21 protein-coding genes are annotated in these 25,850 nt (G+C 70.3%); 12 read left to right on the top strand and 9 right to left on the bottom strand.

Annotation, left to right across the window (positions count from 1 at the left end; translation table 11 throughout):
* Positions 1-33 precede the first annotated feature (33 nt).
* The 8 genes from ASD69_RS11635 (at position 34) to ASD69_RS11600 (ending at position 8,780) form a co-directional block, all read left to right on the top strand.
* Positions 34-522 (top strand): DUF494 family protein, encoded by a 489-nt coding sequence (locus ASD69_RS11635; RefSeq protein WP_056177988.1) that lies wholly within the window; start codon positions 34-36, stop codon positions 520-522.
* A 96-nt stretch (positions 523-618) separates the two neighbouring features.
* Positions 619-1,401 carry a GYF domain-containing protein gene (locus ASD69_RS11630; RefSeq protein ID WP_056177986.1) on the top strand — a complete coding sequence of 261 codons (783 nt, stop codon included), beginning with the start codon at positions 619-621 and terminating at the stop codon, positions 1,399-1,401.
* A 6-nt stretch (positions 1,402-1,407) separates the two neighbouring features.
* On the top strand, positions 1,408-2,340 hold the full coding sequence (locus tag ASD69_RS11625; protein ID WP_056177984.1) for an RDD family protein: 933 nt from the start codon (positions 1,408-1,410) through the stop codon (positions 2,338-2,340).
* A gap of 204 nt (positions 2,341-2,544) precedes the next feature.
* A complete protein-coding gene (locus ASD69_RS11620; RefSeq protein ID WP_056177982.1) occupies positions 2,545-5,073 on the top strand; it encodes a DNA topoisomerase I in 2,529 nt (842 codons plus the stop codon).
* 410 nt (positions 5,074-5,483) lie between these two features.
* Entirely contained in the window at positions 5,484-6,566 is a 1,083-nt protein-coding gene (locus tag ASD69_RS11615; RefSeq protein ID WP_235567228.1) for a lytic polysaccharide monooxygenase, read from the top strand.
* Positions 6,567-6,803: 237 nt separating this feature from the next.
* Entirely contained in the window at positions 6,804-7,373 is a 570-nt protein-coding gene (locus ASD69_RS11610; protein ID WP_056177978.1) for a Sua5/YciO/YrdC/YwlC family protein, read from the top strand.
* Between the two features lie 76 nt (positions 7,374-7,449).
* Positions 7,450-8,127: a DUF4124 domain-containing protein gene (locus ASD69_RS11605; protein WP_056177976.1), complete on the top strand. Its 678-nt coding sequence runs from the start codon at positions 7,450-7,452 to the stop codon at positions 8,125-8,127.
* Positions 8,127-8,780 carry a hypothetical protein gene (locus ASD69_RS11600; protein WP_056177973.1) on the top strand — a complete coding sequence of 218 codons (654 nt, stop codon included), beginning with the start codon at positions 8,127-8,129 and terminating at the stop codon, positions 8,778-8,780. The genes ASD69_RS11605 and ASD69_RS11600 overlap by 1 nt, the downstream gene beginning before the upstream one ends.
* A gap of 261 nt (positions 8,781-9,041) precedes the next feature.
* On the opposite strand, the gene ASD69_RS11595 is transcribed toward ASD69_RS11600, so the two are convergent.
* Complete coding sequence (locus ASD69_RS11595; protein ID WP_056177972.1) at positions 9,042-9,818, bottom strand: SDR family oxidoreductase; 777 nt, start codon at positions 9,816-9,818, stop codon at positions 9,042-9,044.
* Positions 9,819-9,941: 123 nt separating this feature from the next.
* Here ASD69_RS11595 and ASD69_RS11590 point away from each other — a divergent pair, with 123 nt between their 5' ends.
* Positions 9,942-10,190 (top strand): hypothetical protein, encoded by a 249-nt coding sequence (locus ASD69_RS11590; protein ID WP_056177970.1) that lies wholly within the window; start codon positions 9,942-9,944, stop codon positions 10,188-10,190.
* Between the two features lie 129 nt (positions 10,191-10,319).
* Here ASD69_RS11590 and sppA read toward each other — a convergent pair whose 3' ends face one another.
* Both sppA and ASD69_RS11580 read right to left on the bottom strand, forming a co-directional pair.
* Positions 10,320-12,209 (bottom strand): signal peptide peptidase SppA, encoded by a 1,890-nt coding sequence (gene sppA / locus ASD69_RS11585; RefSeq protein ID WP_056177968.1) that lies wholly within the window; start codon positions 12,207-12,209, stop codon positions 10,320-10,322.
* Positions 12,210-12,339: 130 nt separating this feature from the next.
* Entirely contained in the window at positions 12,340-13,752 is a 1,413-nt protein-coding gene (locus ASD69_RS11580; protein ID WP_056177966.1) for an MATE family efflux transporter, read from the bottom strand.
* 124 nt (positions 13,753-13,876) lie between these two features.
* Here ASD69_RS11580 and ASD69_RS11575 point away from each other — a divergent pair, with 124 nt between their 5' ends.
* Positions 13,877-15,370, top strand: a complete 1,494-nt coding sequence (locus tag ASD69_RS11575; RefSeq protein WP_056177964.1) for a DUF3667 domain-containing protein — start codon at positions 13,877-13,879, stop codon at positions 15,368-15,370.
* Entirely contained in the window at positions 15,367-15,678 is a 312-nt protein-coding gene (locus ASD69_RS22245; protein ID WP_056177961.1) for a DUF4286 family protein, read from the top strand. Before ASD69_RS11575 ends, ASD69_RS22245 begins: the two co-directional genes overlap by 4 nt.
* A gap of 432 nt (positions 15,679-16,110) precedes the next feature.
* Here ASD69_RS22245 and ASD69_RS11565 read toward each other — a convergent pair whose 3' ends face one another.
* Both ASD69_RS11565 and ASD69_RS11560 read right to left on the bottom strand, forming a co-directional pair.
* On the bottom strand, positions 16,111-16,770 hold the full coding sequence (locus ASD69_RS11565; RefSeq protein WP_056177960.1) for a DUF3106 domain-containing protein: 660 nt from the start codon (positions 16,768-16,770) through the stop codon (positions 16,111-16,113).
* On the bottom strand, positions 16,757-17,788 hold the full coding sequence (locus ASD69_RS11560; protein WP_056177958.1) for a hypothetical protein: 1,032 nt from the start codon (positions 17,786-17,788) through the stop codon (positions 16,757-16,759). The genes ASD69_RS11565 and ASD69_RS11560 overlap by 14 nt, the downstream gene beginning before the upstream one ends.
* 440 nt (positions 17,789-18,228) lie before the next feature.
* Here ASD69_RS11560 and ASD69_RS11555 point away from each other — a divergent pair, with 440 nt between their 5' ends.
* Complete coding sequence (locus tag ASD69_RS11555; protein ID WP_056177956.1) at positions 18,229-20,460, top strand: primosomal protein N'; 2,232 nt, start codon at positions 18,229-18,231, stop codon at positions 20,458-20,460.
* 19 nt (positions 20,461-20,479) lie between these two features.
* Here ASD69_RS11555 and ASD69_RS11550 read toward each other — a convergent pair whose 3' ends face one another.
* The 4 genes from ASD69_RS11550 to ASD69_RS11535 form a co-directional block, all read right to left on the bottom strand.
* Complete coding sequence (locus ASD69_RS11550) at positions 20,480-22,279, bottom strand: 7TM diverse intracellular signaling domain-containing protein (protein ID WP_056177954.1); 1,800 nt, start codon at positions 22,277-22,279, stop codon at positions 20,480-20,482.
* A gap of 59 nt (positions 22,280-22,338) precedes the next feature.
* Entirely contained in the window at positions 22,339-23,022 is a 684-nt protein-coding gene (locus ASD69_RS11545) for a response regulator transcription factor (RefSeq protein WP_056177952.1), read from the bottom strand.
* A gap of 114 nt (positions 23,023-23,136) precedes the next feature.
* A complete protein-coding gene (locus ASD69_RS11540) occupies positions 23,137-24,852 on the bottom strand; it encodes a VanW family protein (RefSeq protein ID WP_056177950.1) in 1,716 nt (571 codons plus the stop codon).
* A gap of 71 nt (positions 24,853-24,923) precedes the next feature.
* The gene (locus ASD69_RS11535) at positions 24,924-25,754 is read right to left on the bottom strand and encodes an NYN domain-containing protein (RefSeq protein ID WP_056177948.1); all 831 of its coding nucleotides are present in this window, start codon (positions 25,752-25,754) and stop codon (positions 24,924-24,926) included.
* Between the last annotated feature and the right edge of the window lie 96 nt (positions 25,755-25,850).

Below are 25,850 nucleotides of genomic sequence, written 5' to 3'. Positions count from 1 at the left end.
CCACCGCGCCGCATGCGGCGCAGGCCGAGGGAAATGAAAGAGAGCATCCTGGACGTCCTGCTGTACCTGTTCGAGCATTACTTCACCGACGATGCGGACCTGGTCCGCGACCGCGATTCGCTCCGCAGCGGCCCCCTGTTCGACGAATTGGGCCAGGCCGGTTTCAGTCCCGCCGAAATCAACAAAGCCTTCGAGTGGCTCGATGCGCTGGCCCAACAGCGGCCGGGCGTCAGCGCGCCGCGCGCGAACGGCCCGACCCGCATCTACTTCGGCCCCGAGCTGGACAAGCTCGATGTCGAATGCCGCGGTTTCCTGATGTTCCTGGAACAGCACGGCATCCTCGACGCCGACCAGCGCGAACTGGTGCTGGACCGCGCGATGGCGCTGGATCAGGACGAGCTCGATCTGGACGACCTCAAATGGGTCGTGCTGATGGTGCTGTTCAACCAGCCGGGGTCGGAAGCGGCCTACGCCTGGATGGAGACCCAGATGTTCGAGGACGAGCCCGAACCGGTACATTAAGCGCGCACGAATCAAGCGCGCGGCGCCTGGGGAGGCGCCGCGCGGCGTCGACTCCGTGGCTGCGCCTCATCAAGGACGACTCCAGGGGGAGCGAAGATGGCGGATTGGTATTACCACGATGCGGCGCAAGGCCGTGTCGGACCTTTGAGCGCGGAAGACCTGCAGGCGCGCTATCGCGAACGCCGCATTCAGCGCGACACCCTGGTATGGCGCGAAGGCCTGCGCGAATGGCAGCCGCTGGACCGTCTGTCCGAGGAGCTCGGCCTGGACGGCATCCAGCAAGACACCGCCAAGCCGCCGCCGCTGCCGCCGGGCGGCCCGATCGGCGTCAGCGCCAGTACCGCCTACGCCAGCCCCGCCGCCGGCGCGGGCAGCGGCAGCGTGCGCACCGACGTGCGCTATTCGGCGCCGCCCAAGCGCGGCATGTCCGGCTGCCTGATCGCCGTGATCGTGCTGGCGGTACTGGCGGTGCCGATGGTCGGGATCCTGGCCGCGATCGCGCTGCCGGCGTACCAGGACTACACCCTGCGCACCAAGACCGCGCAGAGCTTCAACGAAGCCAATGCGGTCAAGCTGGCGGTGGCCGAGCATATGGCCGCCAACGGGCGCTGCCCCAGCAACGGCGACGACGGCTTCGGCGAGGCCACCGACTACGCCAGCGCCACCACCGCGCAGATCAAGATCGGCACCATGCGCAACGGCCACTGCGCGCTCGAAATCGAGCTGCGCGGCATCGGCCCGAAGGTCGACGGCAAGACCATCTGGTTCGAAGCCATCCCCACGGGCGACCGCGTGGACTGGGATTGCAGCGGCGGCGATCTGCCCGCCATCTACCGACCGGGCACCTGCCGCCCGGGCACCTCCATCAGTAACGGCTGAACCGACATGACCGATTGGTACTACAGCGACAGCGACCGCAACCGCCACGGCCCGGTACGCGCCGAAGACCTGGAACAGCTGCACAGCCACGGCCAGCTCTCGCCCGAAACCCTGGTCTGGCGCGAAGGCATGGAAACCTGGCGTCCCTGGCGCGAAATGATCGGCGAAGTCATCCCCGGCGCCGGCCGTCCCGCGCCGGCCGCGGCCACCTTCGCGACCGCCTCGGCAGACGCCGCACCGGACGCCGACGCCAACCCCTACGCGATCGCCGAACCGGCCTCGCCCTACGCCCCGCCGCGCGCGGCGCTGGCCGAGACCGCGCAAGTCGTGCAGGGCGGCGAAGTCGTCTATGCCGGCTTCTGGAAGCGCGTCGCCGCCAGCATGATCGACGGCTTCGTGGTCGGCATCGTCGGCGGCATCCTGCAGATGATCCTGATGATGGTGTTCTTCGGCATCGGCGCCGGCCTCAGCGGCAATCCCGAGACCATGTTCGAAAGCGGCGGCGCGATCGCCCTGCTGGTCCTGGTCTACCTGCTGCCGCTGGCGATGCAGGCGCTGTACTTCGGCATGTTCCATTCCTCGGCCAAGCAGGCCACGCTGGGCAAGATGGCGATCGGCATCAAGGTGGTCGACGACAACGGCGGCCGGATCAGCCTGGCGCGCGGCATCGGCCGCTTCTTCGCTTATCTGCTGAGCAGCCTGACCCTGGGCATCGGCGTGCTGATGGTGGCCTTCACCGACCGCAAGCGCGGCCTGCACGACATGATGGCCAGCACCCTGGTGGTGGACCAGTGGGCCTACACCGCCCACCCGGAGCGCCAGCGCCACGAGCTGGGCACGGTCGCGACCGTGATCCTGGTGATCTTCGGCGTCCTGATCGCCCTGTACGTGGTGTTCGCGCTGTTCATGCTGGCCGCGGTGGGCCTGGCCAGCCGCTGAACCTGAACGGCTGAAGCTGAATGGGAGCCCGGTCCTAAGCGGCTCCCGGTCGCACTCGCAACGCCCCGCGCTTGACAGCCGGGGCCACCGCATGGTCCCAATAAAAAAGGAAACCCTGAACGCCCGCGTCTTCATTGCCGCGGGCGTAGCCTTCTTTGCGTTAGTCAGTTGCAGTGCGCCGGCAATGGCCCCTGCGGAGCTCCAATGGCCAAGAACCTCCTCATCGTCGAGTCGCCCGCCAAGGCCAAGACGATCAATAAGTACCTCGGCAAGGACTTCACCGTCCTGGCCTCCTACGGCCACGTCCGCGATCTGGTGCCCAAGGAAGGCGCGGTCGATCCGGACAACCACTTCGCGATGGACTACGCGGTCATCGAGAAGAACGAAAAGCACGTCGATGCGATCGCCAAGGCCGCCAAGAGCGCCGACAACCTGTTTCTGGCGACCGACCCGGACCGCGAAGGCGAGGCGATCAGCTGGCACATCGGCGAGATCCTGCGCGAGCGCGGCCTGCTCGAAGGCAAGCCGCTGCAGCGCGTGGTGTTCACCGAAATCACGCCGCGCGCGATCAAGGAGGCGATGAACCACCCGCGCGCGATCGCCGGCGACCTGGTCGATGCCCAGCAGGCGCGCCGCGCCCTGGACTACCTGGTCGGCTTCAATCTCTCGCCGGTGCTGTGGCGCAAGGTCCAGCGCGGCCTGTCCGCCGGCCGCGTGCAGTCGCCCGCGCTGCGCATGATCGTCGAGCGCGAGGAGGAAATCGAAGCCTTCGTCGCGCGCGAGTACTGGACCATCGAGGCCGAGTGCGCGCATCCCAGCCAGACCTTCACCGCCAAGCTGGCCAAGCTGGACGGCAAGAAGTTCGAGCAATTCACCATCACCCAGGGCGACACCGCCGAGGACGCGCGCAAGCGCATCGTCGCGGCCGCCAACGGCGCCCTGCACGTCACCGACGTGGCCAGCAAGGAGCGCAAGCGCCGTCCGGCGCCGCCGTTCACCACCTCGACCCTGCAGCAGGAGGCCGCGCGCAAGCTCGGCTTCACCACCAAGCGCACCATGCAGGTCGCGCAGAAGCTGTACGAGGGCGTGGCGATCGGCGACGAAGGCACCGTCGGCCTGATCAGCTATATGCGTACCGACTCGGTCGCGCTGTCCGCCGATGCCCTGGTCGAACTGCGCGACGTGATCGCGCGCGACTACGGCACCCGCGCCCTGCCCGACCAGCCCAACGTCTACAAGACCAAATCCAAGAACGCCCAGGAAGCGCACGAAGCGGTGCGCCCGACCTCGGCGCTGCGCACGCCCCCGCAGGTGTCGCGCTTCCTCGACGACGACGCCCGCCGCCTGTACGAACTGATCTGGAAGCGTACCGTCGCCTCGCAGATGGTGCCGGCCACGCTCAACACCGTCTCGGTCGATCTGGCCGCGGGCAGCGAGCACAGCTTCCGCGCCAGCGGCACCACCGTGATCGATCCGGGCTTCCTGGCCGTGTACGAGGAAGGCAAGGACAGCAAGGCCGCCGAGGACGAGGACGAAGGCCGCAAGCTGCCGTCGATGAAGACCGGCGACCGCATTCCGCTGGACCGCATCCACACCGACCAGCACTTCACCCAGCCGCCGGCGCGCTACACCGAAGCGGCGCTGGTCAAGGCGCTGGAGGAATACGGCATCGGCCGTCCCTCCACCTACGCCTCGATCATCCAGACCCTGCTGTTCCGCAAGTACGTGGAACTGGAAAGCCGCAGCTTCCGTCCCAGCGACGTCGGCCGCGCGGTGTCCAAGTTCCTGTCCGGCCACTTCACTCAGTACGTCGACTACGACTTCACCGCCAAGCTCGAAGACGAGCTCGACGCGGTCTCGCGCGGCGAAGAGGATTGGGTGCCGCTGATGGAGCGGTTCTGGGAACCGTTCAAGAAGCTGGTCGAGGAGAAGAAGGAATCGGTCGATCGCAGCGAGGCCACCGGCGCGCGCGAGCTCGGCACCGACCCCAAGAGCGGCAAGCCGGTCAGCGTGCGTCTGGGCCGCTACGGGCCGTACGCGCAGATCGGCACCGCCGAGGACGAGGACAAGCCGACCTTCGCCTCGCTGCGCCCGGGCCAGAGCATGCACACCATCGGCCTGGACGACGCGCTGGAGCTGTTCAAGCTGCCGCGCAAGCTGGGCCAGGACAAGGACGAGGAAGTCAGCGTCGGCATCGGCCGCTTCGGCCCCTTCGCCAAGCGCGGCAGCACCTATGCCTCGCTGAAGAAGGAGGACGATCCGTACACGATCGACCTGGCGCGCGCGGTGTTCCTGATCGAAGAGAAGGAAGAGATCGCGCGCAATCGCATCATCAAGGAATTCGAAGGCAGCGAGATCCAGGTCCTCAACGGCCGCTTCGGCCCCTACATCAGCGACGGCAAGCTCAACGGCCGCATTCCCAAGGACCGCGAGCCGGCGTCGCTGACGCTGGAGGAAGTGGTCAAGCTGATGGAAGAGACCGGCAAGCCGATGCGCGGGCGTTTCGGCAAGAAGACCGCGGCCAAGAAGGACGCGCCGGCCAAGAAGGCGGCGGTCAAGAAGACCGCGGAAAAGAAGCCGGCGGCGAAGAAGGCGGTCAAGAAAGCCGCCAAGAAGACCGCGAAGAAGGCGACCAAGAAGACCGCGGCCAAGACCGCACCGGCGATCGAGACCGTGGCGCCGCCCAAGAAGCCGATCAGCACCGCCAAGAAGCTGGTCAAGAAAGCCTCCTGATCGCGCGCTCATCGCTGCGGACGAAACGAAAACCCCGGCCTGCCCGGGGTTTTTCGTATGCGCGCGACGCATGCGCGCAACATGCGCGGCGGTATGGCGCGCGGACGCACGCGCGATGCCGCGTGCAGTCGCATCGAGGCGTTTCGATGCGGGCGGACGTGACCGCATAGCGAACTGCGCCACAGATTCGCGCGTCCGCGCGCCCTACTATCGAACGCTAGAACAGATCGCGGCCATGTCCCGCGACGCGCGCGACGCAGAACTTCCTGACCGAGGGGGCACCACCCACCCTTCCACTCTTGTCGGGAGTCGACATGACCATCCTCAACACGCGAACGCAGGCCGCTTGCGCCGCCGCGCTCGCCCTGGCCGCCTTGTGGCCGCACGGCGCGGCGCAAGCGCACGGCACCATGATCCATCCCTACAGCCGCGTGTACTACTGCGCGCAGGGCAACATCGAGAATCCCACCGATCCCGCCTGTCGCGCCGCCACCCAGGTCGGCGGCACCCAGGCGTTCTACGACTGGATGAGCATCAACCAGGCCAACGCCAACGACAATCACCGCGCGGTGGTGCCCGACGGCAAGCTGTGCAGCGGCAACAACGCGACCTTCCGCGGCCTGGACCTGGCGCGCGACGACTGGCAGGCCACCGACATCGCGGCCGGCAGCTACGAGTTCCAGTTCCGCGGCACCGCGCCGCACGCCACGCGCGAATGGGCGTTCTACATCACCCGCGAAGGCTGGGATCCGAACACGCCGCTGCGCTGGAACGACCTGGAGCACTTCTGCAGCGTCGGCAACACGCCCGTGGTCGGCGGCATCTACCGCCTGCAGTGCACGGTCCCGCAGCGCACGGGCCGCCACGTGATCTACAACACCTGGCAGCGTTCGGATTCGACCGAGGCCTTCTACACCTGCATGGACGTGAAGTTCGCCGGCGGCGGCAATCCGCCTCCGCCGCCGCAATGGCGCGACGCCGGCCCGCTGACCGCGCAGAACGATCACCCGATCGGCACCACCGTCAGCGTGCGCGTGTTCAACGCCAACGGCAGCGATGCCGAACGCATCGACACCGTGCTGATGGCCGGCCAGACCAGCGCCGCGGCCTGGCCGCTGCGGGTCGCGCAGAACGTGAACGCGCAAGCCAGCACCGTGCGCATCGGCGTGCTCCAGAACGGCGCGATCACGCCGGTGCCCGCCGCCACCGGTAACCGCGTCTACCTCAACGGCAGCGGGCGTACCCACCAAATCGATGTGCGCCTGCCCGATCCGCCGCAGCCGCCGGAACCGCCGGGCCCCACGCCGGATTACGACTACGTCTATCCGGCCGGCATCGGCCAGTACGTCCCCGGACAGACCGTGGTCAAGGCCGGCGACGGCAAGCTCTACGCCTGCAAGCCCTTCCCCGAAGGCGCCTGGTGCAACATCGACGCCGACGCCTACCGCCCCGGCACCGGCTGGGCCTGGCGCGACGCCTGGATCGCCTACTGAGCCGCGCGCGACGCAGGGGTTGCGCCCCTGCGTCGCTTGCCGGCGTCGCCTGGCTTTGGGTAGCAGCGGCGCGAGCCACGACCGCGCCATTCGGCCGCCATCGCGAATCACGAATCCTGCTTGGCCCCCGGCGGCCGACTGTCCTCGCTTCGGGATCGCGGCTCACGCCGCTCCTACCCCACAGCAAGCGGCCTCCGATGCATTCCGGCCCCGACCTCCGAATGCGACACTGCGCGCATGAACACCTCCGCGCATTTGACCATCGAAGCCGCCGCCGCCGCGCTGCGCCGTGGCGGCGTGATCGCCTACCCGACCGAGGCCGTCTGGGGCCTGGGCTGCGACCCCTTCGACGAGGCCGCCCTGCTGCGCCTGCTGGCGATCAAGCAGCGCCCGGTCGACAAGGGCGTGATCCTGATCGCCGGCGAGCTGAGCCAGTTCGGCGGCCTGCTCGACTGGGACGCGCTGGCGCCGGAACGCCGCGCCGCCGTGCACGCGAGCTGGCCCGGCCCGCATACCTGGATCGTGCCCACCACCGCGCGCGTGCCGCGCTGGATCACCGGCGCCCACGACGGCGTCGCCGTGCGGGTCAGCGCGCACCCCAGCGTGATCGCGCTGTGCGCCGCGTTCGGCGGCGCCCTGGTCTCGACCAGCGCCAACCTCGCCGGCGCCCCGCCCGCGCCCTCGCGCGCCGCCCTGGCCCCCGCCGTGCTGGGCCTGGTCGACGGCGTCAGCGTCGGCGAGACCGGCGGGCTGAGCACGCCGACCCGGATCCGCGATGCCCGCAGCGGCGCCGTATTGCGCGCCTGAACGGCGGTCAACGCGGCGGCCCGCGCGTCGTCGGCATCGACTTCCGCGCCGCGAAGCTCAGGCGCAAGATGCGCGCATGCACCCGCGTCCGCGCCCCTGCCTGCTGTTCGCGCTGCTGGCCCTGGCCGGCGGCGCGCAGGCGGCCGAGGTCACGATCTACCGCTGCACCGACGCCCAGGGCCGCTCCAGCCTGCGCGATACGCCCTGCGCGCGCGGCGAGCAGCAGCAGACCCGATCGATGACGGTGCCGCGCGATCCGCCGCCGCGTCCGACCGATGCGGTCGCGCGCGCCGAGCCGGCGCCGGCCGCGGCGCCCGCGCCGCGCCCGCAGGTGATCGTGGTCAACACGCCGCGCCCGATGTACGAGTGCGTGACGCCCGATGGCGACCGTTACACCAGCGAAACCGCCGAGGGCAATCCGCGCTGGGTGCCGCTGTGGACGCTGATGCCGGTGATCGCCACCCGCAATCCGCTGGGCGACCACGTCGGCGCGCGCCGGCCGCCGCCCAGCGAGTTCCGTCCCGGTCCGCCGCGTCCGCTGCCGCCGGGGGTGGGATTCGCGTACCCTGCGGGCACCTGGGTACGCGACGAATGCCACGCTCTGCCGCAACGCGAAGTCTGCGCGCGCTTGAGCGACCGCCGCTACGAGCTCGACCGCCGCTACAACAGCGCGCTGCAGAGCGAGCGCGTGCGCATCCAGAGCGAACAGCGCGGCATCGATGCGCGCTTGGCCGACGATTGCGGAGCGTACTGATGCGGTTGCTGTGGAGTTTGGCTTTGCTGGCCCTGACCGGCGCCGCGCAGGCGCAGCAGGTCACGATCTATCGCTGCACCGACGCCAGCGGCGCGCTGACGGTGCAGAACGACGTGCCCTGTCCGAAGGGCAGCAAGCAGGACAAGCGCGTGATCGGCTCGGCGCCGACCACGTCCACGCCGCCCGCGTTCGTCACCCCGATCGGGGCGGCGCCCGCGCCGCCACCGAACGCGGCGCCGAAATCGCCGCCCGCCGCGCCGATGTCGGCGAGCACCGCGCCGGCCGTGCCGCCCGCCAGCACGGCGCAAAGGGACGACAGCGCCGTCAGCGACCGTTTGCCGCCGCCGACCCTGTTCGAGTGCCGCACCTTCGACAACGACCGCTACCTCAGCGACAAGGGCGACCAACCCGAGCGCTGCGCGCCGCTGCAGACCTACGGCGTCAACGGCGGCCCCAGCGCGGGCGCCGCCTGCCAGATGGTCACCGACCAGTGCCAGCGCGTCGCCGATGGCGCGTTGTGCGAGAGCTGGCGGCAGCGCCTGCGGCAGGCCGAGTCGCAGTTGCGCTTCGGCCCCGCCGATCAGCGCGCGGGCGCGCAGGCGGACGTTGAGCGCATGGGGCGGATCGTGCGCGAGAGCACTTGCGGGCAATAGGCTGGGTTGTCGCGCGTCGCGGCGATGCGCGTGCTGGCAAGAGCAAATCCCCCTCAATCCCCCTTTTCAAAGGGGGAGGCAGAGCGGTGGGCTCGCCTGGCTTTAAAAGCAAATCCCCCTCAATCCCCCTTTTTCAAAGGGGGAGGCGGAGCGGTGGGCTCGCGTGGCTCTAAAAGCAAATTCCCCTCAATCCTTCTTTTTCAAAGGGGGAGGCGGAGCGGCGGGCTCGCGTGGCTCTATGCGCGTCGCGCCACGCCCGCTTCAGAATCCGTAGCGCAGGAAGCCGCCGTCCACCGCGATGCATTCGCCGGTGATGTAGCCGGCCGCGGGCAGGCATAGGAACGCGACCGCGGCGGCGACTTCTTCGGCTTCGCCGATGCGGCCCAGCGGCGTGCGCAGCAGCACTTCGTCCAGGTAATCCGGATCGGCGAGCTTGTCGGAGGTGCGACGGGTGCGGATGTACCAGGGCGCGACCGCGTTCACGCGCACGCCGTCCTCGGCCCATTCGACCGCGAGGTTGCGGGTCATCTGGTGCATCGCCGCCTTGCTCATGCCGTAGGGCGCGCCGGTGCGCACATGGGTGACGCCGGACACGCTGCCGACGTTGACGATGCTGGAGGCCGCATGCCGGGTCAGCAACGGATGCGCGTAGCGCGACAGCTCGAAGGCCGAGAACAGGTTGATCTCGAACACCTGCCGCCATTCGTCCTCGGTGTAGTCGGTGGACGCCTTGACCAGGTTGCCGCCGGCGTTGTTGACCAGGATGTGCAGGCCTTCGCCGAAGTCCTCGACCCAGTCCAGCAGCTCGCGGCGCTGCTCCTCGTCGGCGACGTCGGCGACGAAGGCCTGGACCTCGCGCTCGGGAAAGTCCTCCAGCAGCTCGGCGCGCGCGGCGTCCAGCGCGGCGATGTCGCGCGCGGCCAGCAGCACGTCGGCGCCGAAGCCCAGCAGTTCGCGCGCGATCGCGCGGCCGATGCCCGCGCTGCCGCCGGTCACCAGGGCCAGCTGTCCGTCCAGTCGCCAACGTTTGGGGTCCATGCCTGCCTCCGCCTCCGAATGTCCGGCCGATCGCCGTCGCGGCGTCGCCGTTTTGCGGCGGCCTGCGCTTGTCGCGCGCGGCCGCCGGCGTAGCATAGCCGCGTCACCGACGAGGATGCCGCGATGCGCTCACCGAAGTCCCGCACCACCCCGCTCCGCCTGGCGCCGCTGGGCGCGGCCACGCTGGCGCTGCTGCTGGCGGCCGGCTGCTCCAAGCCGCAGCCGCCGGAGAAGGAACGCCCGGTCGATCCCAAGGCCACCCAGCTGCGCGACAGCATCCAGCAACCGATCCAGAAGGCGCAGGCGGTGGAGGCGGATGTGCTGGAGGCGGCGGACAAGCAGCGCGGCGCGATCGAAGCGCAGGCGAATTGAAGCAGGAGTGAGCGCGGAGAAGCGAGAAGTGAGCGAAAGCTTCTGCCCTCACTCACTTCTCGCTTCTCCGCGCTGACTTCCAGCAACAAAAAACCCCGCCGAAGCGGGGTTTTTGTTGCGCCGCAGGACTCAGAGCCCGCAGAAGCAATAGGCCAGCGACTTCACCGGCACGCCGCGGGTCGGCTGCACCGAGCTTTGCAGGAAGCGCAGGTCGGCCGCGGCCTGCGGCATGGCCTTGCCGATCAGGCTGCGCGCCAGATCGGAGTCGTTGCGCAGCCAGGCCGCGCCGATGCGGCTTTCGGCGAAGCCGGTGAAGAAGCGCTCGAACGGGGTCGCGCTCTTCTCGATGTAACGCAGCTGATACTCGTCCTTGCCCAGCTTGGCGCGCTTGGCCACGTCCTCGATCGCCACCTGCAGGCCGCCGAAGTCGTCGACCAGGCCGCGCTGCTTGGCCTGCGCGCCGCTCCAGACGCGGCCGCGGGCGATGCCGTCGATCTCCTCCACCGGACGCTTGCGCGCGGTGGCGACCTTGCCGGTGAAGTCGCGGTAACCCTTGTCGATCACCGACTGGATCACCTGGCCGACTTCCGGCGCCAGCGGGCGGGTGATGTCGAACGCGCCGGCGAAGCGGGTGGTGCCGACGCCGTCGGCGCGCACGCCGATCTTCTCCAGGGTGCGCGGGATGGTCGGGATCATGCCGAAGATGCCGATCGAACCGGTGATGGTCGAGGGATCGGCGTAGATCTTGTCGGCGTTCATCGAGATCCAGTAGCCGCCCGAAGCGGCCAGGTCGCCCATCGAGACCACGACCGGCTTGCCGGCGGCCTTGAGCGCGACGATCTCGCGGCGGATCTGCTCGGAGGCGAACACTTCGCCACCGGGCGAATCCACGCGCAGCACCAGCGCCTTGACGTTTTCGTCGTCGCGGGCCTCGCGCAGCAGCGCGGCGGTCGACACGCCGCCGACCGTGCCCGGCGGCTGCTCGCCGCCGCTGATCTCGCCCTCGGCGACCACCACCGCGATCTGCGGGCCGGTGACGGCCGCGGCCGACAGCGCCGCGCTGTTGAGGTGGGCAAGGTAACCGTCCAGCGAAATCTGCTGGAAACCGCCTTCGGCATCTTCGTCGGCCACGCCGCGCTCGATCAGCAGGTCGTCGACCTGTTCGCGCGTCTTCAGGCCGTCGACCAGCTTCTGCTGCACGGCGTACTTGGCCAGATCGCCCTGCGCGGCCTCGATCTGAGCCGGCATCTGGTCGATGTCGGCGGCGATCTTGGCGGCGTCGAGCTTGCGCGCCTTGGCGATGTCGGCCAGGTAGCGCTGCCACACGTCGTTCATCCAGTACAGGTCGGCTTCCTTGGCTTCCGGCGAGGCCGCATCGAGCACGTAGGGCTCGGCCGCGGACTTGTACTCGCCGACCTTGAACAGGTGCACGTCGACGCCGAGCTTTTCCTGCAGGCCCTGGCGGTAGTACAGGCGATAGCGGCCCAGGCCCTCGAGCATCAGGCCGCCCATCGGATCCAGATAGACCTCGTTGGCCTGCGCGGCCAGCAGGTACTGCTTCTGGTCCATGGCTTCGCTGAAGGCGATCACCTGCTTGCCGGACGCGCGCACGCGCGCGATCGCGGCGGCGACGTCGCGCATCGAGGCCATGCCGCTGCCCTGGAGCTGGTCCAGGCGCAGCACCACGCGGTTGATGCGCTTGTCGTCCTTGGCCGCGTCCAGCGCGCGCAGCAGGTCGCGCAGTTGCACTTCGCCGCCCTTTTCGCCCAGCGCCTTACCGAGCGCGCGCGAGGCCGGGTCGCTGCTGTACTGCTCGACCAGGGTGGCCTCTGGCGCGATCACCAGGGTGGTGCCTTCCAGCAGCGGTTTGATCCGCCCGGCCGAACTCATGGCGATCAGGAACAGGAACAACAAGGTGAAGAACACCAGGTTGAAGATCAGCCGGCGGGTGAAATTCATCGCATCCCAGAGGCCGACGAAAAACCGGGCCACCGGGCCGCGACGCGAGGTATCGTTCATTGCGCACACTCCATTAGACGTACGCAGCGTACCGCGACCCGGGGTTTTTCTTCATCCGCCATTCGTAACGCGGATTTTTCGCATACGGCCAAGACCGGCGGGCCGGGCCGGCCAGGGCCAGGCCCGGGATTCAGGCCTCGGCCTGCAGGGCCGGGGCCTGCGGGGCTTGGCGGGCGGCCCGCTCGGCGATCCGGCGCGGGTGGCTGGAGCGCACGAAGCGGGTGCACAGCAGGACCGAGGCCACGGTGAGGCCGGCGATCAGGCCGATCCACATGCCCTTCGGGCCCCAGCCCAGCCCCAGGCCCAGGCCCGCGCCCAGCGGCATGCCGATGCCCCAGTAGGCCAGCGCGGCCAGCAGCATCGGCACCTTGGTGTCCTTGAGCCCGCGCAGGGCGCCGGCCGACAGCACCTGGATCCCGTCCGGAAACTGGAACGCGGCCGCGTACAGCAGCAGCGAGGCGGCCAGGGTCGCGACGGCGGCGTCGGCGGTGTAGAAGCCGACCAGGAAGTCGCTGGCGCTGAACAAGACGATGCCCGACACCAGCTGGGTGCCCAGCACGATCGCGTAGCCGGCCGCGGCCGCGCGCCGCACGCCGTGCAGGTCGTTGCGGCCCAGCGAGTGGCCGACCCGCACCGTGGTCGCCTCGGCCAGGCCCATCGGGATCATGAAGCACAGCGCCGACAGGTTGATCGCGATCTGATGCGCGGCCGCGGGCACTTCGCCCAGGCGGCCGATCAGCAGGGCGGTGACGATGAACAAGCTGCCTTCCATCAGCACGGTCACGCCGATCGGCAGACCGGTGGCGAGCAGGCCGCGGATGGTCGGCCAGTTCGGCGGATCGAAGCGCTCGAACAGCTTGAGATCGGCGAAGCGCTTGGCCTTCCACAGCACCACCGCGAACGCGATCGCCTCGATCCACAGCATGATCGCCGAGGCGATGCCCAGGCCGCCGGCGCCCATTTCCGGGAAACCGAGCTTGCCGAAGGTCAGCACGTAGCCGATCGGCAGCAGCACCAGCAGGCTGCCGGCGCTGATCAGCATGGTCGGCAAGGTCCAATGCAGGCCCTCGGCCAGATAGCGCATGCAGAAGAACAGGGTCAGCGCGAACACGCCCCAGCGGATGCCGTGCAGAAAGTCGCGCGCGCCCGGAATGATCTCCGGCGCCATGCCCATCGGCGCCAGCGCATGCGGGATGAAGGTCAGGAAGGCGAACAGCAGCACGCCCAGGCCCAAGGCCAGCCATAGCGCCTGACGGAACAGCGCGCCGATTTCGCCGCGGCGGCCGGCGCCGTCGAGCTGCGACACCGACGGCGGCACCGACAGCAGGGTGCCGATCGGAATCATCATCGGCAGCCACCACAGCGCGGTGCCGATGGTGACCGACGCGAGCGTGGTCGTGCTGTGGTGCCCGGCCAGGACGTTGTCGATGAAGCCGATCAGGCCGGTGGACACGTGGCCGGCGACCAGCGGCGCGGCGAGCAGGGCGGTGGTGCGGATTTCGCCCGACAATCCGGGGCGCACGGAAGAGGAAAGAGACGACATGACGCGGAACCAGAACCACGACTTCGGCCGCGCAACCGCAAAGGGCGCTGGCGCCGGGCCATAGCAGCCCGCTATCTTACGCGCTCGCCCATGAACGGCCTGGGAGCCGCGAGCGATCGGACCTATGAGCGAAGCCCAAGACCACCCCACGCCGACCCACTGCGAAAACTGCGCGGCGCCGCTGCAGGGCCACTACTGCCACCAGTGCGGGCAGTCGATCGTCAATCCGCTGCGCCATGCCGGGCATGCGCTGGAGGAAGTGTTCGAGTCGTTCTGGCATCTCGACGGCCGCATCTTCCGCACCGTGCGCGACCTGCTGTCGCCGGGCCGGGTCGCGCTCAATTACCTGCGCGGTCATCGCGTGCGCTACGTGCCGCCGCTGCGGCTGTTCGTGATCCTGAGCGTGCTGACCTTCTTCATCGCCCAGTTCACGGTGCATTTCGGCGAGGACGATGGCGGCAGCTACAAGGGCAACGGCCCTATGGTCATCGACGGCAAGAAGGTACGCCTGGGCCGCACCGGCGAACGCATCGAGAACGCGCGCAGCGTGTCCGAAGTCGAGAGCGAACGCGCGCAGGCCCTGAAGGAACTCGAAAAAGCGCGCGCCGCGATCCCGGTCGGCCTGCCCGGCGGCGCGCAGGTCGGCATCGCCGCCGGCATCAAGCAGGTCAACGCGATCGCCGACAAGCGCGTGGCCGAACTGCGCGAGCGCGCACGGCCTGACGCCGCCGCCGAGGCCGCCGGCATCGTCGCGCCCGCCCAAGAGGAAGAGAACGCCGCGCTCCCGGCCACGATCGAGAACGCCGACTCGCTGGCCGAGCTGGAAGCCCTGCGCGACGAAAGGCTCAAGCCGCTGCAGGCCGAACGCGCCGGCATCGCCGCCGGCAACGCCACGGCGCTGGCGCGCAACGCCAACGCGATCCGCGATATCAACCGCCGTGCCGGCTGCCGCGCCGCGCAGTTGCAGATCGATCACGCCGTCGACACCGAGGGCGCGCTCAAGCGCAAGGCCGCGACCGACGCGCAAACCTATGGCGACGGCGAATGCAACGAAGGCCTGACCTTCTTCGGCAACGCGCCCTGGGACGCGGAAACCAATCCGGTGGTGATGGCCGGCGCGCCGGAGTTCTTCAACCGCTGGCTCAACAAGCAGATCGGCCGCGGCTACGCCAACTTCAAGCGCGCCACCCAGGACCCCTCGCTGTACGAGCATGCCGCGCTGAGCGCGGTGCCCTCGGCGCTGTTCCTGCTGGTGCCGATGTTCGCGCTGCTGCTCAAGCTGACCTACCTGGGCTCGGGCCGCGGTTACCTGGAGCACCTGGTGGTGGCCTTGTACAGCCACGCCTACCTGTGTCTGAGCCTGCTGGCGATGTTCCTGATGTTCGGCCTGGACGCCTGGATCTCGCCGCATTGGTCCGGCTTCGGCTGGGTCGCCGGCATCGTCGAGGCCGGGCTCTGGCTGTGGATGCCGATCTATCTGCTGCTGATGCAAAAACGCGTGTACGGCAACGGCTGGTTGGTGACCCTGCTGCGCTATCTGGTGGTCGGCGGCTGCTACTTCTTCATGCTGGCGTTCGCGGTGGGCTTCCTGATGATCGCCAGCCTGGTGCGCATGTGAGCGCGGGCGTGGTCTACGAGGTCAACCTCGATCTCGACGCGGCCATCGCCGACGACTACCGCGCCTGGCTGGGGCCGCATACGCGCGAGATCCTGGCCCTGCCCGGCTTTCTCGAAGCGCGCATCCACACCCAGCTGGACCCGCCGGCCGAGCCCGGGCGGGTGCGCCTGAGTGTGCGCTACCGGCTCGATCGCCAGGAATCGCTGGATGCCTATGTGCGCGATCACGCGCCGCGCATGCGAGCCGACGCGGTGGCGCGGTTCGGCGATCGGTTCAGCGCGACGCGGCGGGTGTTGCGCGAGGATTAAGCGCGGCACGCGGGCTGGAGCGCGCGAGTACGCACGCAGAACGTCTGCCTTCCCTACTCCCGCTTGCGGGAGAAGGCGCCCGCCAGGGCGGATGAGGGCAGCGCATGCGGTTGCAGTTGCACACGCCCCCCTTCCTCCGCTCAGGGGAGAAGTTGCCCGCTAGGGCGGATGAGGGCAGCGCATGCGGTTGCAGCTGCACACGCCCCCCCTTCTCCCGCTTGCGGGAGAAGGTGCCCGCCAGGGCGGATGAGGGCAGCGCACGAGGTTGCAGCTGCGCACGCCCCCTTCTCCCGCTTGCGGGAGAAGGTGCCCGCCAGGGCGGATGAGGGCAGCGCACATGGTTGCAGTTGCACACGCCCCCTTCTCCCGCTTGCGGGAGAAGGTGCCCGCCAGGGCGGATGAGGGCAGCGCATGTGGTTAGGGACTACAGCCCTACTGCCCCAACTTGTGCCAGAACCACCCGTCGCGCTCGTCCCAACGCGTCGCCAGCAGTTCCCGCCGCAGCGCGTCGCGCGCCTGCGGGGGCGTGCGCTGCACCAGCACCGCCAGGTCCTTGCGCTGCTGCGCACTGAGCTCGCGCAGCACGCGCAGCATCGGCTCGTGCTGCTCCGGCGGCAGCTGCGCCAGCAGGGGCTGCAACGCCGCGTAGTCGAGGCCCAGGCTCGGCCCCAGCAGCCAGCCGCGCTGCAGGCTGCCGTCGAGCGCGTCGTAGCGCGCGCGCAAGGCCTGTTGTTGCTCCGGCGGCAGCGCCGCATAGCGAGCGGCCGCGGCCTGGGCCAGCGCGCGCTCGTCCGCGGGCAGGGCCAGCCAGGCGGCGTAGCGTTCGCGCGCGTTTGCGCGTTCGGGCGCGGGCAGCGCGCTCCAGCGCGCGGCACGGGTGGCGAAGGCGGCGCGTTGCTCGGCGTTCCAGGCCGCCCATTGCGCCGCGTTGGCCTGCAGGCGCGCGCGCGCGTCGGCGGGCAGGCGCTGAGCGAGTTTTTCGTACTCCGGCGGCAAGCTCTGCGCCGCGACCGCGCCCAGCAGCAGGCTCAGGCCCAGGAGGGCAACGGCGCGCAGACAGGCGCGCGGGCGGGCCGCGTCAGCCCGGGACATCGGCGCTCTCCGTTTCGGATTCGGTCGAGGTTTCCGCGCCCGGCGCGGTCGCCGCGTCGGACTCGGCGGGGACCGGCTCGGCGCTCTCGCCGGGCAGGCCCTCAGGGCCGGCGCGCTCGCGCGCGGCCAGCCAGCTGTGGAAGGCGAGCTCGCGCGCACCGGCCTCGCCCTCGGGATCGGCCAGCAGGGCGAAGTCGCGGTCGCCGATCAGGCCGGCTTCGTGGCTGTAGCGCGCGGCGGGGGCCTCGGCCTCGGGCAGGGCCTCCACCTGGATGGGCGGGCCGCCCAGCCAGTCGGCGACGCCGCCCAGCGGCCACCACCAGGTCGCCGCGAACGCGAGCGCGCACAGCGCCAGCAAGGTCCACAGCAGGGCCATAAGCCAGCGCGGCCGTCGCCCGGCAGCGACGACGGGCGCGTCGCCGCGCTGGCCCTCGGCCGCGACCGGCGCGCCGCGCAAGGCGGCTTCGCGCGCCGCGGTCAGCCGCGTCAGCCGTTCCGGCGGCAGGGTCTTGATGCGGCGATGGATCTGCTCGCGCAGCTGCTGCCAGGCCGCCGGATCGGCGCTGCCGTCGGCGTGATGCGGCAGCGCGCGCTGCAGGGCCAGGCGGTAGGTGGGCTGGGCCACGCCCAGGGCCGCGGCCGCGTCGGGCTCGGACAGCCCGGCCGCCAGGCGCAGCAGCAGGGCCGCGCGCGGGCCATGGCCGAGTTCGCCGAGGCGGTCGGTGGCGTCCAAGGGGATCGCGACGCGGGTGCGCTGGTGCAGCCCGGGCTGGGCCAGCAGCTGCGACCAGAAGCGGCGCGGCCAGTCGGCCATGGGCGCGGCCTCGATGCCGTCGCGGAACGCGCGCATCGCCGCCGCCAGGGCGGCATCGCCGGCGCCGGCGTCGCCCGCCTGCAGCTCGGCCAGGACCGCGCCGCGGCGCTCGACGCCGCGCAGAAATGCGGCCAGCGCGGCCGGCGCGTCGTTCGTGTGCCCGGCGGGACCGGAGGGTGTGGAGCCCGTTGCGGCGGGGCTCATCGCGTACGCATCAGCATGGCCGCATCATAGCGAGGCGGCCGTCGCATAAAACCGCTTGACACGGCGCCAATACCTGCTCCGCGAAGCAGGACGCGGCCTGCAGGAAAAAACGGTTGTGCACAGCGGTAACGGAACCGTCATGGGGCTGAGGAAGAACCCCCAAAAGCCCTGCATTACAACGATGTTTCACGATCAAGCCTTTGATTATCAAAGAGATATACGCATTGGCGATTTTTTCACCAACCTGGCTGCAGAGCTTATTCCAGCGTCATCGCGCAGCCCTGCCGACACGGCATGCACAGATTTATCCACAGCTCGTGTGGATAAGGGTGAATTTTCTTTAAGCACCGCCACTTGCGTGCGCTTTGTCACGGCGGGGGCAGCAATAGGTCGCAACTGCGTCGGCGCCGATTCGCGACCGCGCTCGCTAGACTGAGCGCATGTCCGACGGCTCCGCTCAGTCACTTACACACGTCTGGCGGGTCGCCCTGCCCGTGCCCCTGCCGCGCCTGTTCGATTACCGCCCGGCCGACGGCCTGGAGGCGACGGCGGCCGACGTCGGTATGCGGGTGCGCGTGCCCTTCGGCAGCCGCGAGCTGGTCGGCGTGGTCGCCGACACCGGCGCCGCCGACGCCAGCGCGCCCGAACCCAAGTCCGCGCTGAGCCGGCTCGACCCGCAGCCGCTGTTCCACGGCGAGCTGCTGGAATCGCTGCGCTGGCTGGCCCGCTACACCCACGCCCCGCTGGGCGAAGTGTTCGCGACCGCGCTGCCGGCGCCGCTGCGCCACGGCGAACCGCTGGCCGACACTCACGCCTGGGCCTGGCGGCTCACCGAGACCGGGGCGACCGCGCGGCCGGGCCTGCGCGCGGGCCGCCCGCGCCGCCTCGCCGACCGGCTGGAGGCCGGCCCCTGCGACGAGGACGCGCTGGAGCTCGTCGACGCCGCCCACGATCCCGACTGGCGCGCCGCCGCGCGCGCGCTGGCCAAGCGCGGCCTGGCCGAGCGCATCGCGGTGCCGGCCAACACCATCGCTGCCGGGCCGCAGCCCGGGCCCGCGCTCAACGAAGAACAGCAGGCCGCGGTCGACGCCATCCTGGCCGTGCGCGACGGCTTCGCGCCGCTGCTGCTGGATGGCGTCACCGGCAGCGGCAAGACCGAGGTCTACCTGCGCGCGATCGCCGACTGCCTCGCGCGCGGCCGCCAGGCGCTGGTGCTGGTGCCGGAGATCGGCCTGACCCCGCAGACCCTGGCGCGCTTCCGCGCGCGTCTGGGCGTACCGGTGCATGCGCTGCATTCCGGCCTGGGCGACGGCGAACGCGCGCGCACCTGGGCCGCCTGCCTGCGCGGCGAGGCGCGGGTGATCGTGGGCACGCGCTCGGCGATCTTCCTGCCTCTGCCCGAGGCCGGCCTGATCGTGATCGACGAGGAGCACGACGGCAGCTTCAAGCAGCTCGACGGCATCCGTTACCACGCTCGCGACTTCGCCCTGGTGCGCGCCAAGGCGCTGAACGTGCCGGTGCTGCTGGGCAGCGCGACGCCGTCGCTGGAATCGCTGCGCAACGCCCAGGCCGGCCGCTACGCGCACCTGCGCCTACTGCAACGCGCCGGCGACGCCAAGCCGCCGCGGGTGCGCGTGGTCGACGTGCGCAAGCGCCCGCTCGAGGCCGGCCTATCGCCGGAATTGATCGACACCATCGCGCGCGCGCTCGACGCCGACGGCCAGGTGCTGGTGTTCAAGAACCGCCGCGGCTACGCGCCGGTGCTGATCTGCCACGACTGCGGCTGGAGCGCGCACTGCCACCGTTGCAGCACGCCGACTTCGCCCACGCCGATGACCGTGCACGCGGCCGGACGCCGCCTGCAATGCCACCACTGCGGCGCGCGGCGACCGGCGCCCAACGCCTGCCCGGACTGCGGCGGGCTGGCGCTGCAGTCGCAGGGCGCCGGCACCGAGCGCATCGAGGAGGCCTTGGCCGCGCGCTTCCCGGACGTACCGGTGCTGCGCATCGATCGCGGGACCACCCAGCGCCGCGACGCCCTGGAGCAGCACCTGGCCGAGTTCGGCACCGCGCGCGGCATCCTGGTCGGCACCCAGATGCTGGCCAAGGGCCACGACCTGCCGCACCTGACCCTGGTCGCGGTGGTCGGCATCGACGAAGGCTTGTTCAGCGCCGACTTCCGCGCGCCGGAAAAGCTCGCGCAGCTGCTGATCCAGGTCGCCGGCCGCGCCGGCCGCGCGCACAAGCCCGGCGAAGTGGTGCTGCAGACCCATCATCCCGAGCACCCGCTGCTGAGCACCCTGCTGGCCGGCGGCTATGCCGCCTTCGCCGAGCTGGAACTGGCGCAGCGCGAACTGGCCGGGTTCCCGCCTTACGCGCACATGGCCTTGCTGCGCGCCGAGGCCAAGGAAACCGAGATCGCCAACGCCTTCCTGCAGGCCGCGCGCATGGCACTGCGCGAGGTCGGCGACGACAGCCTCGAACTCAACGGCCCGGTGCCGGCGCCGATGCCGCGCCGCGCCGGCTATCAGCGCGCGCAGCTGATCCTGTCGGCGCCAGAGCGGCGCGCGCTGCACGCCGCGCTGGATCGCGCGCTGCCGACGATCCACGCCCTGCCCGAGGCGCGCAAGGTGCGCTGGTCCTTGGACGTGGACCCGGCGGACTTGTACTGAGACGGCCGCGCTGTCGGCCTCAGGCTGGCAGCGGAAAGTCCAGGCGCAGGCCGGTGCCGTGGGGGCCGGACTCGATCCGCAGCTCGCCGCCCAAACGCTGCGCGCGCAAGCGCATGCTGGCCAGGCCGGCGCCGCCGTCGGCGGCCATCGGCGCGGATGCGATGCCTTCGCCGTCGTCGTCGATGCGCAGCTGCAGGCGGTCGTCGACGCGACGCAGTTGCACCTCCACGCGTCGCGCGCGGCTGTGCTTGAACACGTTGGTCAACGCCTCCTGCAATAGCCGCAGCAGGTCCAGGCTGCGCGCGCTGCCCAGCTCGATCCCGTCCAGCCCGTCCAACTGCCAGCGGCTTTCGATGTCGGCCGTCTCCAGCAATCGGCCCAGGCGATGCCGCAGCGGCGCCAGTTGCGCGCTCAGATCGGCGTGTTCGCGCGCGGTGCTGTCGATCACCAGGCGCAGGTCGTCGCGCAGGTCCTTGAGAGTGGCGATCACCGCCGCCTTGGGCATGTCGTCCGGCGCCTGCTGCAACTGCGCGATCGCGCCGACCAGGGTGCCGCCGAAACCGTCGTGCAGATCGCGCACCAGTTGCAGGCGCTCGCCGGCGCGGCTGTGCGCAAGCTCCAGCGCGTGCTGGCGCGACAGCGTGGTCGCCAGCTCGGACGTCGCCGTATCGACCTCGCGCTTGAGCTCCAGGTTGAAGCCTTCCACGCGCCGCATCGCGCTCACGAAGCGATAGGACAGCACGAAGCCGATGCCGACCAGGGTCAGTACCGAGGTCAGGCTGAGCCAGTAGGTGGTGCCCTGCACCCAGCCGAAGAACAGCGCGAAATCGCGGAACGAGACCAGCACGGGCAGCAGCAGGCAGGCCGCCAGCACCAAGGCGTCGGGGCGGCGGCTGCGCCAGGCCTGGATCAGGAACCAGCCGATGCTGATGTAGTAGAACAAGCCGCCCAGCGCGAACCACAGGTTGCGATGGTGGCCCATCCAGGTCGGCGCCAGCGCGGCCACCAGCAGCGCCAGCGCCGACAGCGCGGCCAGCACGCGCTCCAGGCGCGGATGGCGGCGCTCGCAGTAGCGCAGCAGGAACAACGCGTAGCAGGCGCCGGCGGCCACGTAGAACGCGGCGTTGAAGGCCTGCCAGGAATCGGTGCCGGGCAGCGGCCATATCTCGGTGGCGATGTGGTTGTAGGCGTACAGCGAGCCGGTCAGTTCGGTCAGGGCGAACCAGCCGTACACGCTGTCCTTGCGCCGCAGCAGCCACATCAGCAGGAACACCCCGCCCAGCACCACCGCCATGGCCAGGTTGATCAGCTTGATGTCGTAACGCAGGAAACGCTCGCTGCGATAACGCTGCTGCAGGGTCTGCGGATCGCCGACCCGCACCGGCCCGGCGCCGGGTTGGTAGGCCGACAGGCCGGACACGCGCAGCCACACGACGTTGTCGCCGGCGCGCAGCAGCGAAGGCGGCAGCAGCACGTAGTGAGGCGTGTTCCAGGTACGCGACAGCGGTTCGACCAGGTGCGGATCGCGCGCCACCGCTTCGCCGTTGACGTAGATCGCGCCGCTCAGGCTCATGTAGTCGGCCAGCAGCGCGGTCGGCCGCCGCGGATCGTCCTGTTGCCAATGCAGGCGGTACCAGACCACGCCGTCGTGGCCGGGCCAGCGCTGCTGCCACAAGTCCAGCAATCGCACCGGCGTCCAGCCCGAGGCCGGCGGCGCGGCGGCGTTCCAATCCGAACGCACCGCCTCGCCGCGATCGAGCAACCGCACGCCGGCCTCGTCGGCCGCGCGCGTCGACAGCGGCGCCAGCGCCAGAGCCAATACGATCAGCAGCCAGCCCGCGCACGCGCGCGCGCTGTCCGCGCCGGCGCGCCACGGCTTCAGTTGAGCAATCCCAGCGCGCGCGCCTCGAACACCGCCGCCGTGCGCGAACCCACCGCGAGTTTGCGGTAGATGTTCTTGGTGTGGCATTCGATGGTGAGCTTGGACAGCGCCACCAGTTCGGCGATCTCGCGGTTGCTGAAGCCTTGCGCGACCAGACGCAGGATTTCGCGCTCGCGCTCGGACAAGTGCGCCGCGAGCTCGGGTTGCGGCGGCACCGGCGGCGCGGCGCGCGCCGGCGCCTGCTGCACCAGCGCCAGGATCCTGCGCGCGATCAAGGGGTCGATAGGCGCGCCGCCGCTTTGCAGACTCCGCAAGGACAGCCGCAGCTCGTCGTCGTCGCGGTCCTTGAGCAGGTAGCCGATCGCGCCGGCCTGCACCGCCGCCAGTATCGTCTCTTCCTCGGCATAGGCCGACACGATCACCACCGCGGTCTGCGGACGCTGCGCGCTCATCCACGCGATCAAGTCGATGCCGCTGCCATCGGGCAATTGCACGTCGACCAGGGCCAGGGCGTAGCGATCCTGTTGCAGCCGCGCATGCGCCTGCGCCAGATCGGCAGCGGTGTCGATGCGCGCCTGCGGACCGGCCAAGGCGCGCATCAGGCCGAGCATGCGCGTGCGTGCGGCAGCCTCGTCCTCGACGATCAGCACCGTACTCAGATCGATGGGCTGCGGTTCCATGCTCTGTCTCGCGCGAGCGGGCGTAACGACCGCGTCAGTGTAGCGCCCGCGCGCGCGCGCGGGACCGGACGGCGCCGCCGTACCGCGGCGCATGCGCGCGGCACGGGCCGCGCTTCAGTGCCGCAAGGCGTCGAGCACCGCCGCACGCAGCGCCGCGACGTCGCCGGCGTCGACCTGGCGCCAACCGCCCATGCGCGAGTCCAGGCCACAGGCCGCGGTCGCGATCACCGGCACGCCGCTGGCCAGCGCGCTCAACAAGGCGCGCGGTTGATGTTCGACCCAGGCGGGCAACGCGACCGCATCGGCTTCGAGCAACCCCTGTCGGTACGAGGCGACACGACGCAGGCTCGCGCGTCCCGGGTCCAGACCGCGCTCGCTATCGCCGGGCGGGAGCAGGATCTCGACCTCCTGATCGCCCAACGCGGCCAACAATTCAAGGATGCCCTTGCGTGCCAACGGCGACGCCGGGAAGAACACGCGCGCGCGGCCGCCGCGGGGCAAGCGCGCATCGACGGGCAAAGCCTCGGGCAGGGCCCAGGCCAGCGGCTGCGCGCGCGCGCCGGCCAGATCGAGAATCTGCGCATGCGGGCTCCACCAGGCCTCCGCCGCCAGCAAGCCGTTCCACTCGGCCTCGATCAGCGCCGGATCGGCGCGGAAATCGCGCAGCGACAGCACCTGCGGATGCCGCTGCGAGGCGCGATCGAGTTCGGCCTGCAGGGTGCGCATCGGCAGCGCGCTCATCATCACCGCGTAGCGGCGGCCGGCCAGTTCGCCTTCGCGCCACAGGAAGGGCAGCAGGCTCTGCGGCAGCACCAGGTCCAGATCGTTGGGCCGCAACTGCCGCGCCAGATCGCGCGCATGCGCGCGCAACTGCGCCAGGCGCACCTGCGGCAGGGCCTGGCCGCGCCAGCGGCCATAGCGCCAGGCCAGCGATTGCAGCACGCGCCGCGGCAGCGCCTGAGCCGGAAAGCGACGGCCGCCCGGACCGAACACGCGGTCGCCGTCGCCACGCTGCTCCTTCAGCGCGGCGCGGAACTCGGGCCAGGCGTCCTCCATCCACCACAGCCGACGCAGTCCGTCCGCGCTGGGGCCGGTGTGCCGATGGCATTCGTGCTGTTCGCAACTGCCGCAGTCGTTGCTGGCTTCGGGCGGACGCCGCGGCGATACCGCCAGCGGCCAGCCGTGCTCGCTCGCGTTGCGATGGCCGCGAATGCGCAGCCGCAAGCGCTGCGCGTCCATGCTCACCTCCAGCCGCCAGGCGAACGGCGCGCGCAGGCGCAGGTCCAGGTAGTTCCAGAACACGGTGGCGTCGCGATCCTGCTCGGCCAGCGAGCCGGGCAGCACGCGCGAATGACGATGACGCTCGACGATCTCCAGCCCGGCGCGCACCGCGCCGTCGTAGAGCGCATTGCTGAGCTGGCACAGGCCGCCGCCCACCGCGGGAATCACGCAGCCCTCGCGCAGTTCGCGGCCGACCGCATAGCCGCGGCGGCGGGTGGCGCGGCCGACCTGCTTCCAGAAACCGAAGGTGGCGCCGGCCGCCACTTCCACGCCGTGCAACCGCTTCAGCGCCAGGCGCAGGTTCTGCAATTTGCCGGCGACCAGCAGCGGATCGGCCTCGTCCAGCGGCCACAGCGGGCTTTCGAATTCGGCCAGCACCGGCGCGGCGCGCAATGCGTCGGCGCGCGCGTGCCGGCGCGGGCGCTGCCGATCCAAGGCGTCGCGCCACCAGCGCAGCCCGCGCAGGCCCCAGGCCTTGCACTCGAACACGACCGCCTGCCGCCGTGTCGGCAAGGCGGTGCCGGCCGTCTCGATCACCGCGACATTCATGCTGATTTCGGTCCCCTGTCGAAACTCAAGCGATCGCCGTACGACCGCCGCATCCGTAGCGCAAGCGATCGCTAGCCGCCGGCCTTGCCTGTGCCGGACTTCGCGCCCGCCTTGGCGACGCTCGGTTTTCCCGCGCCCGACTTGGCGACGGCCGGCTTCGCGCCGCCCTTGGGCTTTTCGCGGACCCATACGCTTTTGTTGTCGCGGCGCACCTCGAACAAGCCGATGGCCTCGATCAAGTCGCTGAGCTTGCGATAGCCGTAGTTGCGCGAATCGAACGAGGCCTGGTTGCCGATCTGTTGTCCGACCGCCGCCAGCGGCGACCAGCCGTCGTCGCCGTTGACCGCATCGACGGCGCTGCGCAGCATCTGCAGCAGCTTGGTGTCGCCTCGCAGCTCCTTGGCGCTGCGTAGCGGCGTGGTCGCGAGCTCGGCCGCCGGCACGTCGGCGCCCGCCGGTTGGCCCAGCGCTTCGACATAGGTGAATTTGGAGCAGGCGTTGACGAAGGGCTCGGGCGTCTTCTTCTCGCCGAAACCGTAGACCTTGACGCCGTCGGTGAGCAGGCGCATCACCAGGGGGGTGAAATCGGCGTCGCTGGAGACGATCGCGAAGCCGTCCAGGTTGCGCGCGTACAGCAGGTCCATGGCATCGATCACCATCGCCATGTCCGAGGCGTTCTTGCCCTTGCTGTAGGCGAACTGCTGGATCGGCCGGATCGCGTACTCGTGCAATACCGCTTCCCAACTCTGTAGATTGGAACTCTTCCAGTTGCCATAAGCGCGGCGCACGTTGGCGGCGCCGTAGCGCGCCACCTCCGCCAGGATCACATCGATCTTGGCGGCTGGCGCGTTGTCGGCGTCGATCAGCAGTGCGATGCGCTTTTCTTCCGTGGCGACGGCCATGGTATCGGTCTCCGAGGCCGCGGCCGGCCCCTTGCCGCCAGCCTAGCGCAACCGCCTGTGCGGCGCGTGTCAGAAGATAGGCCGGCTTCATCACCG

It is taken from the genome of Lysobacter sp. Root604 (genome assembly GCF_001427505.1).
GTDB lineage: Bacteria > Pseudomonadota > Gammaproteobacteria > Xanthomonadales > Xanthomonadaceae > Lysobacter.
Note: the sequence above shows the minus strand (reverse complement) of the source record. Positions and strands in the feature narration are given on the sequence as shown.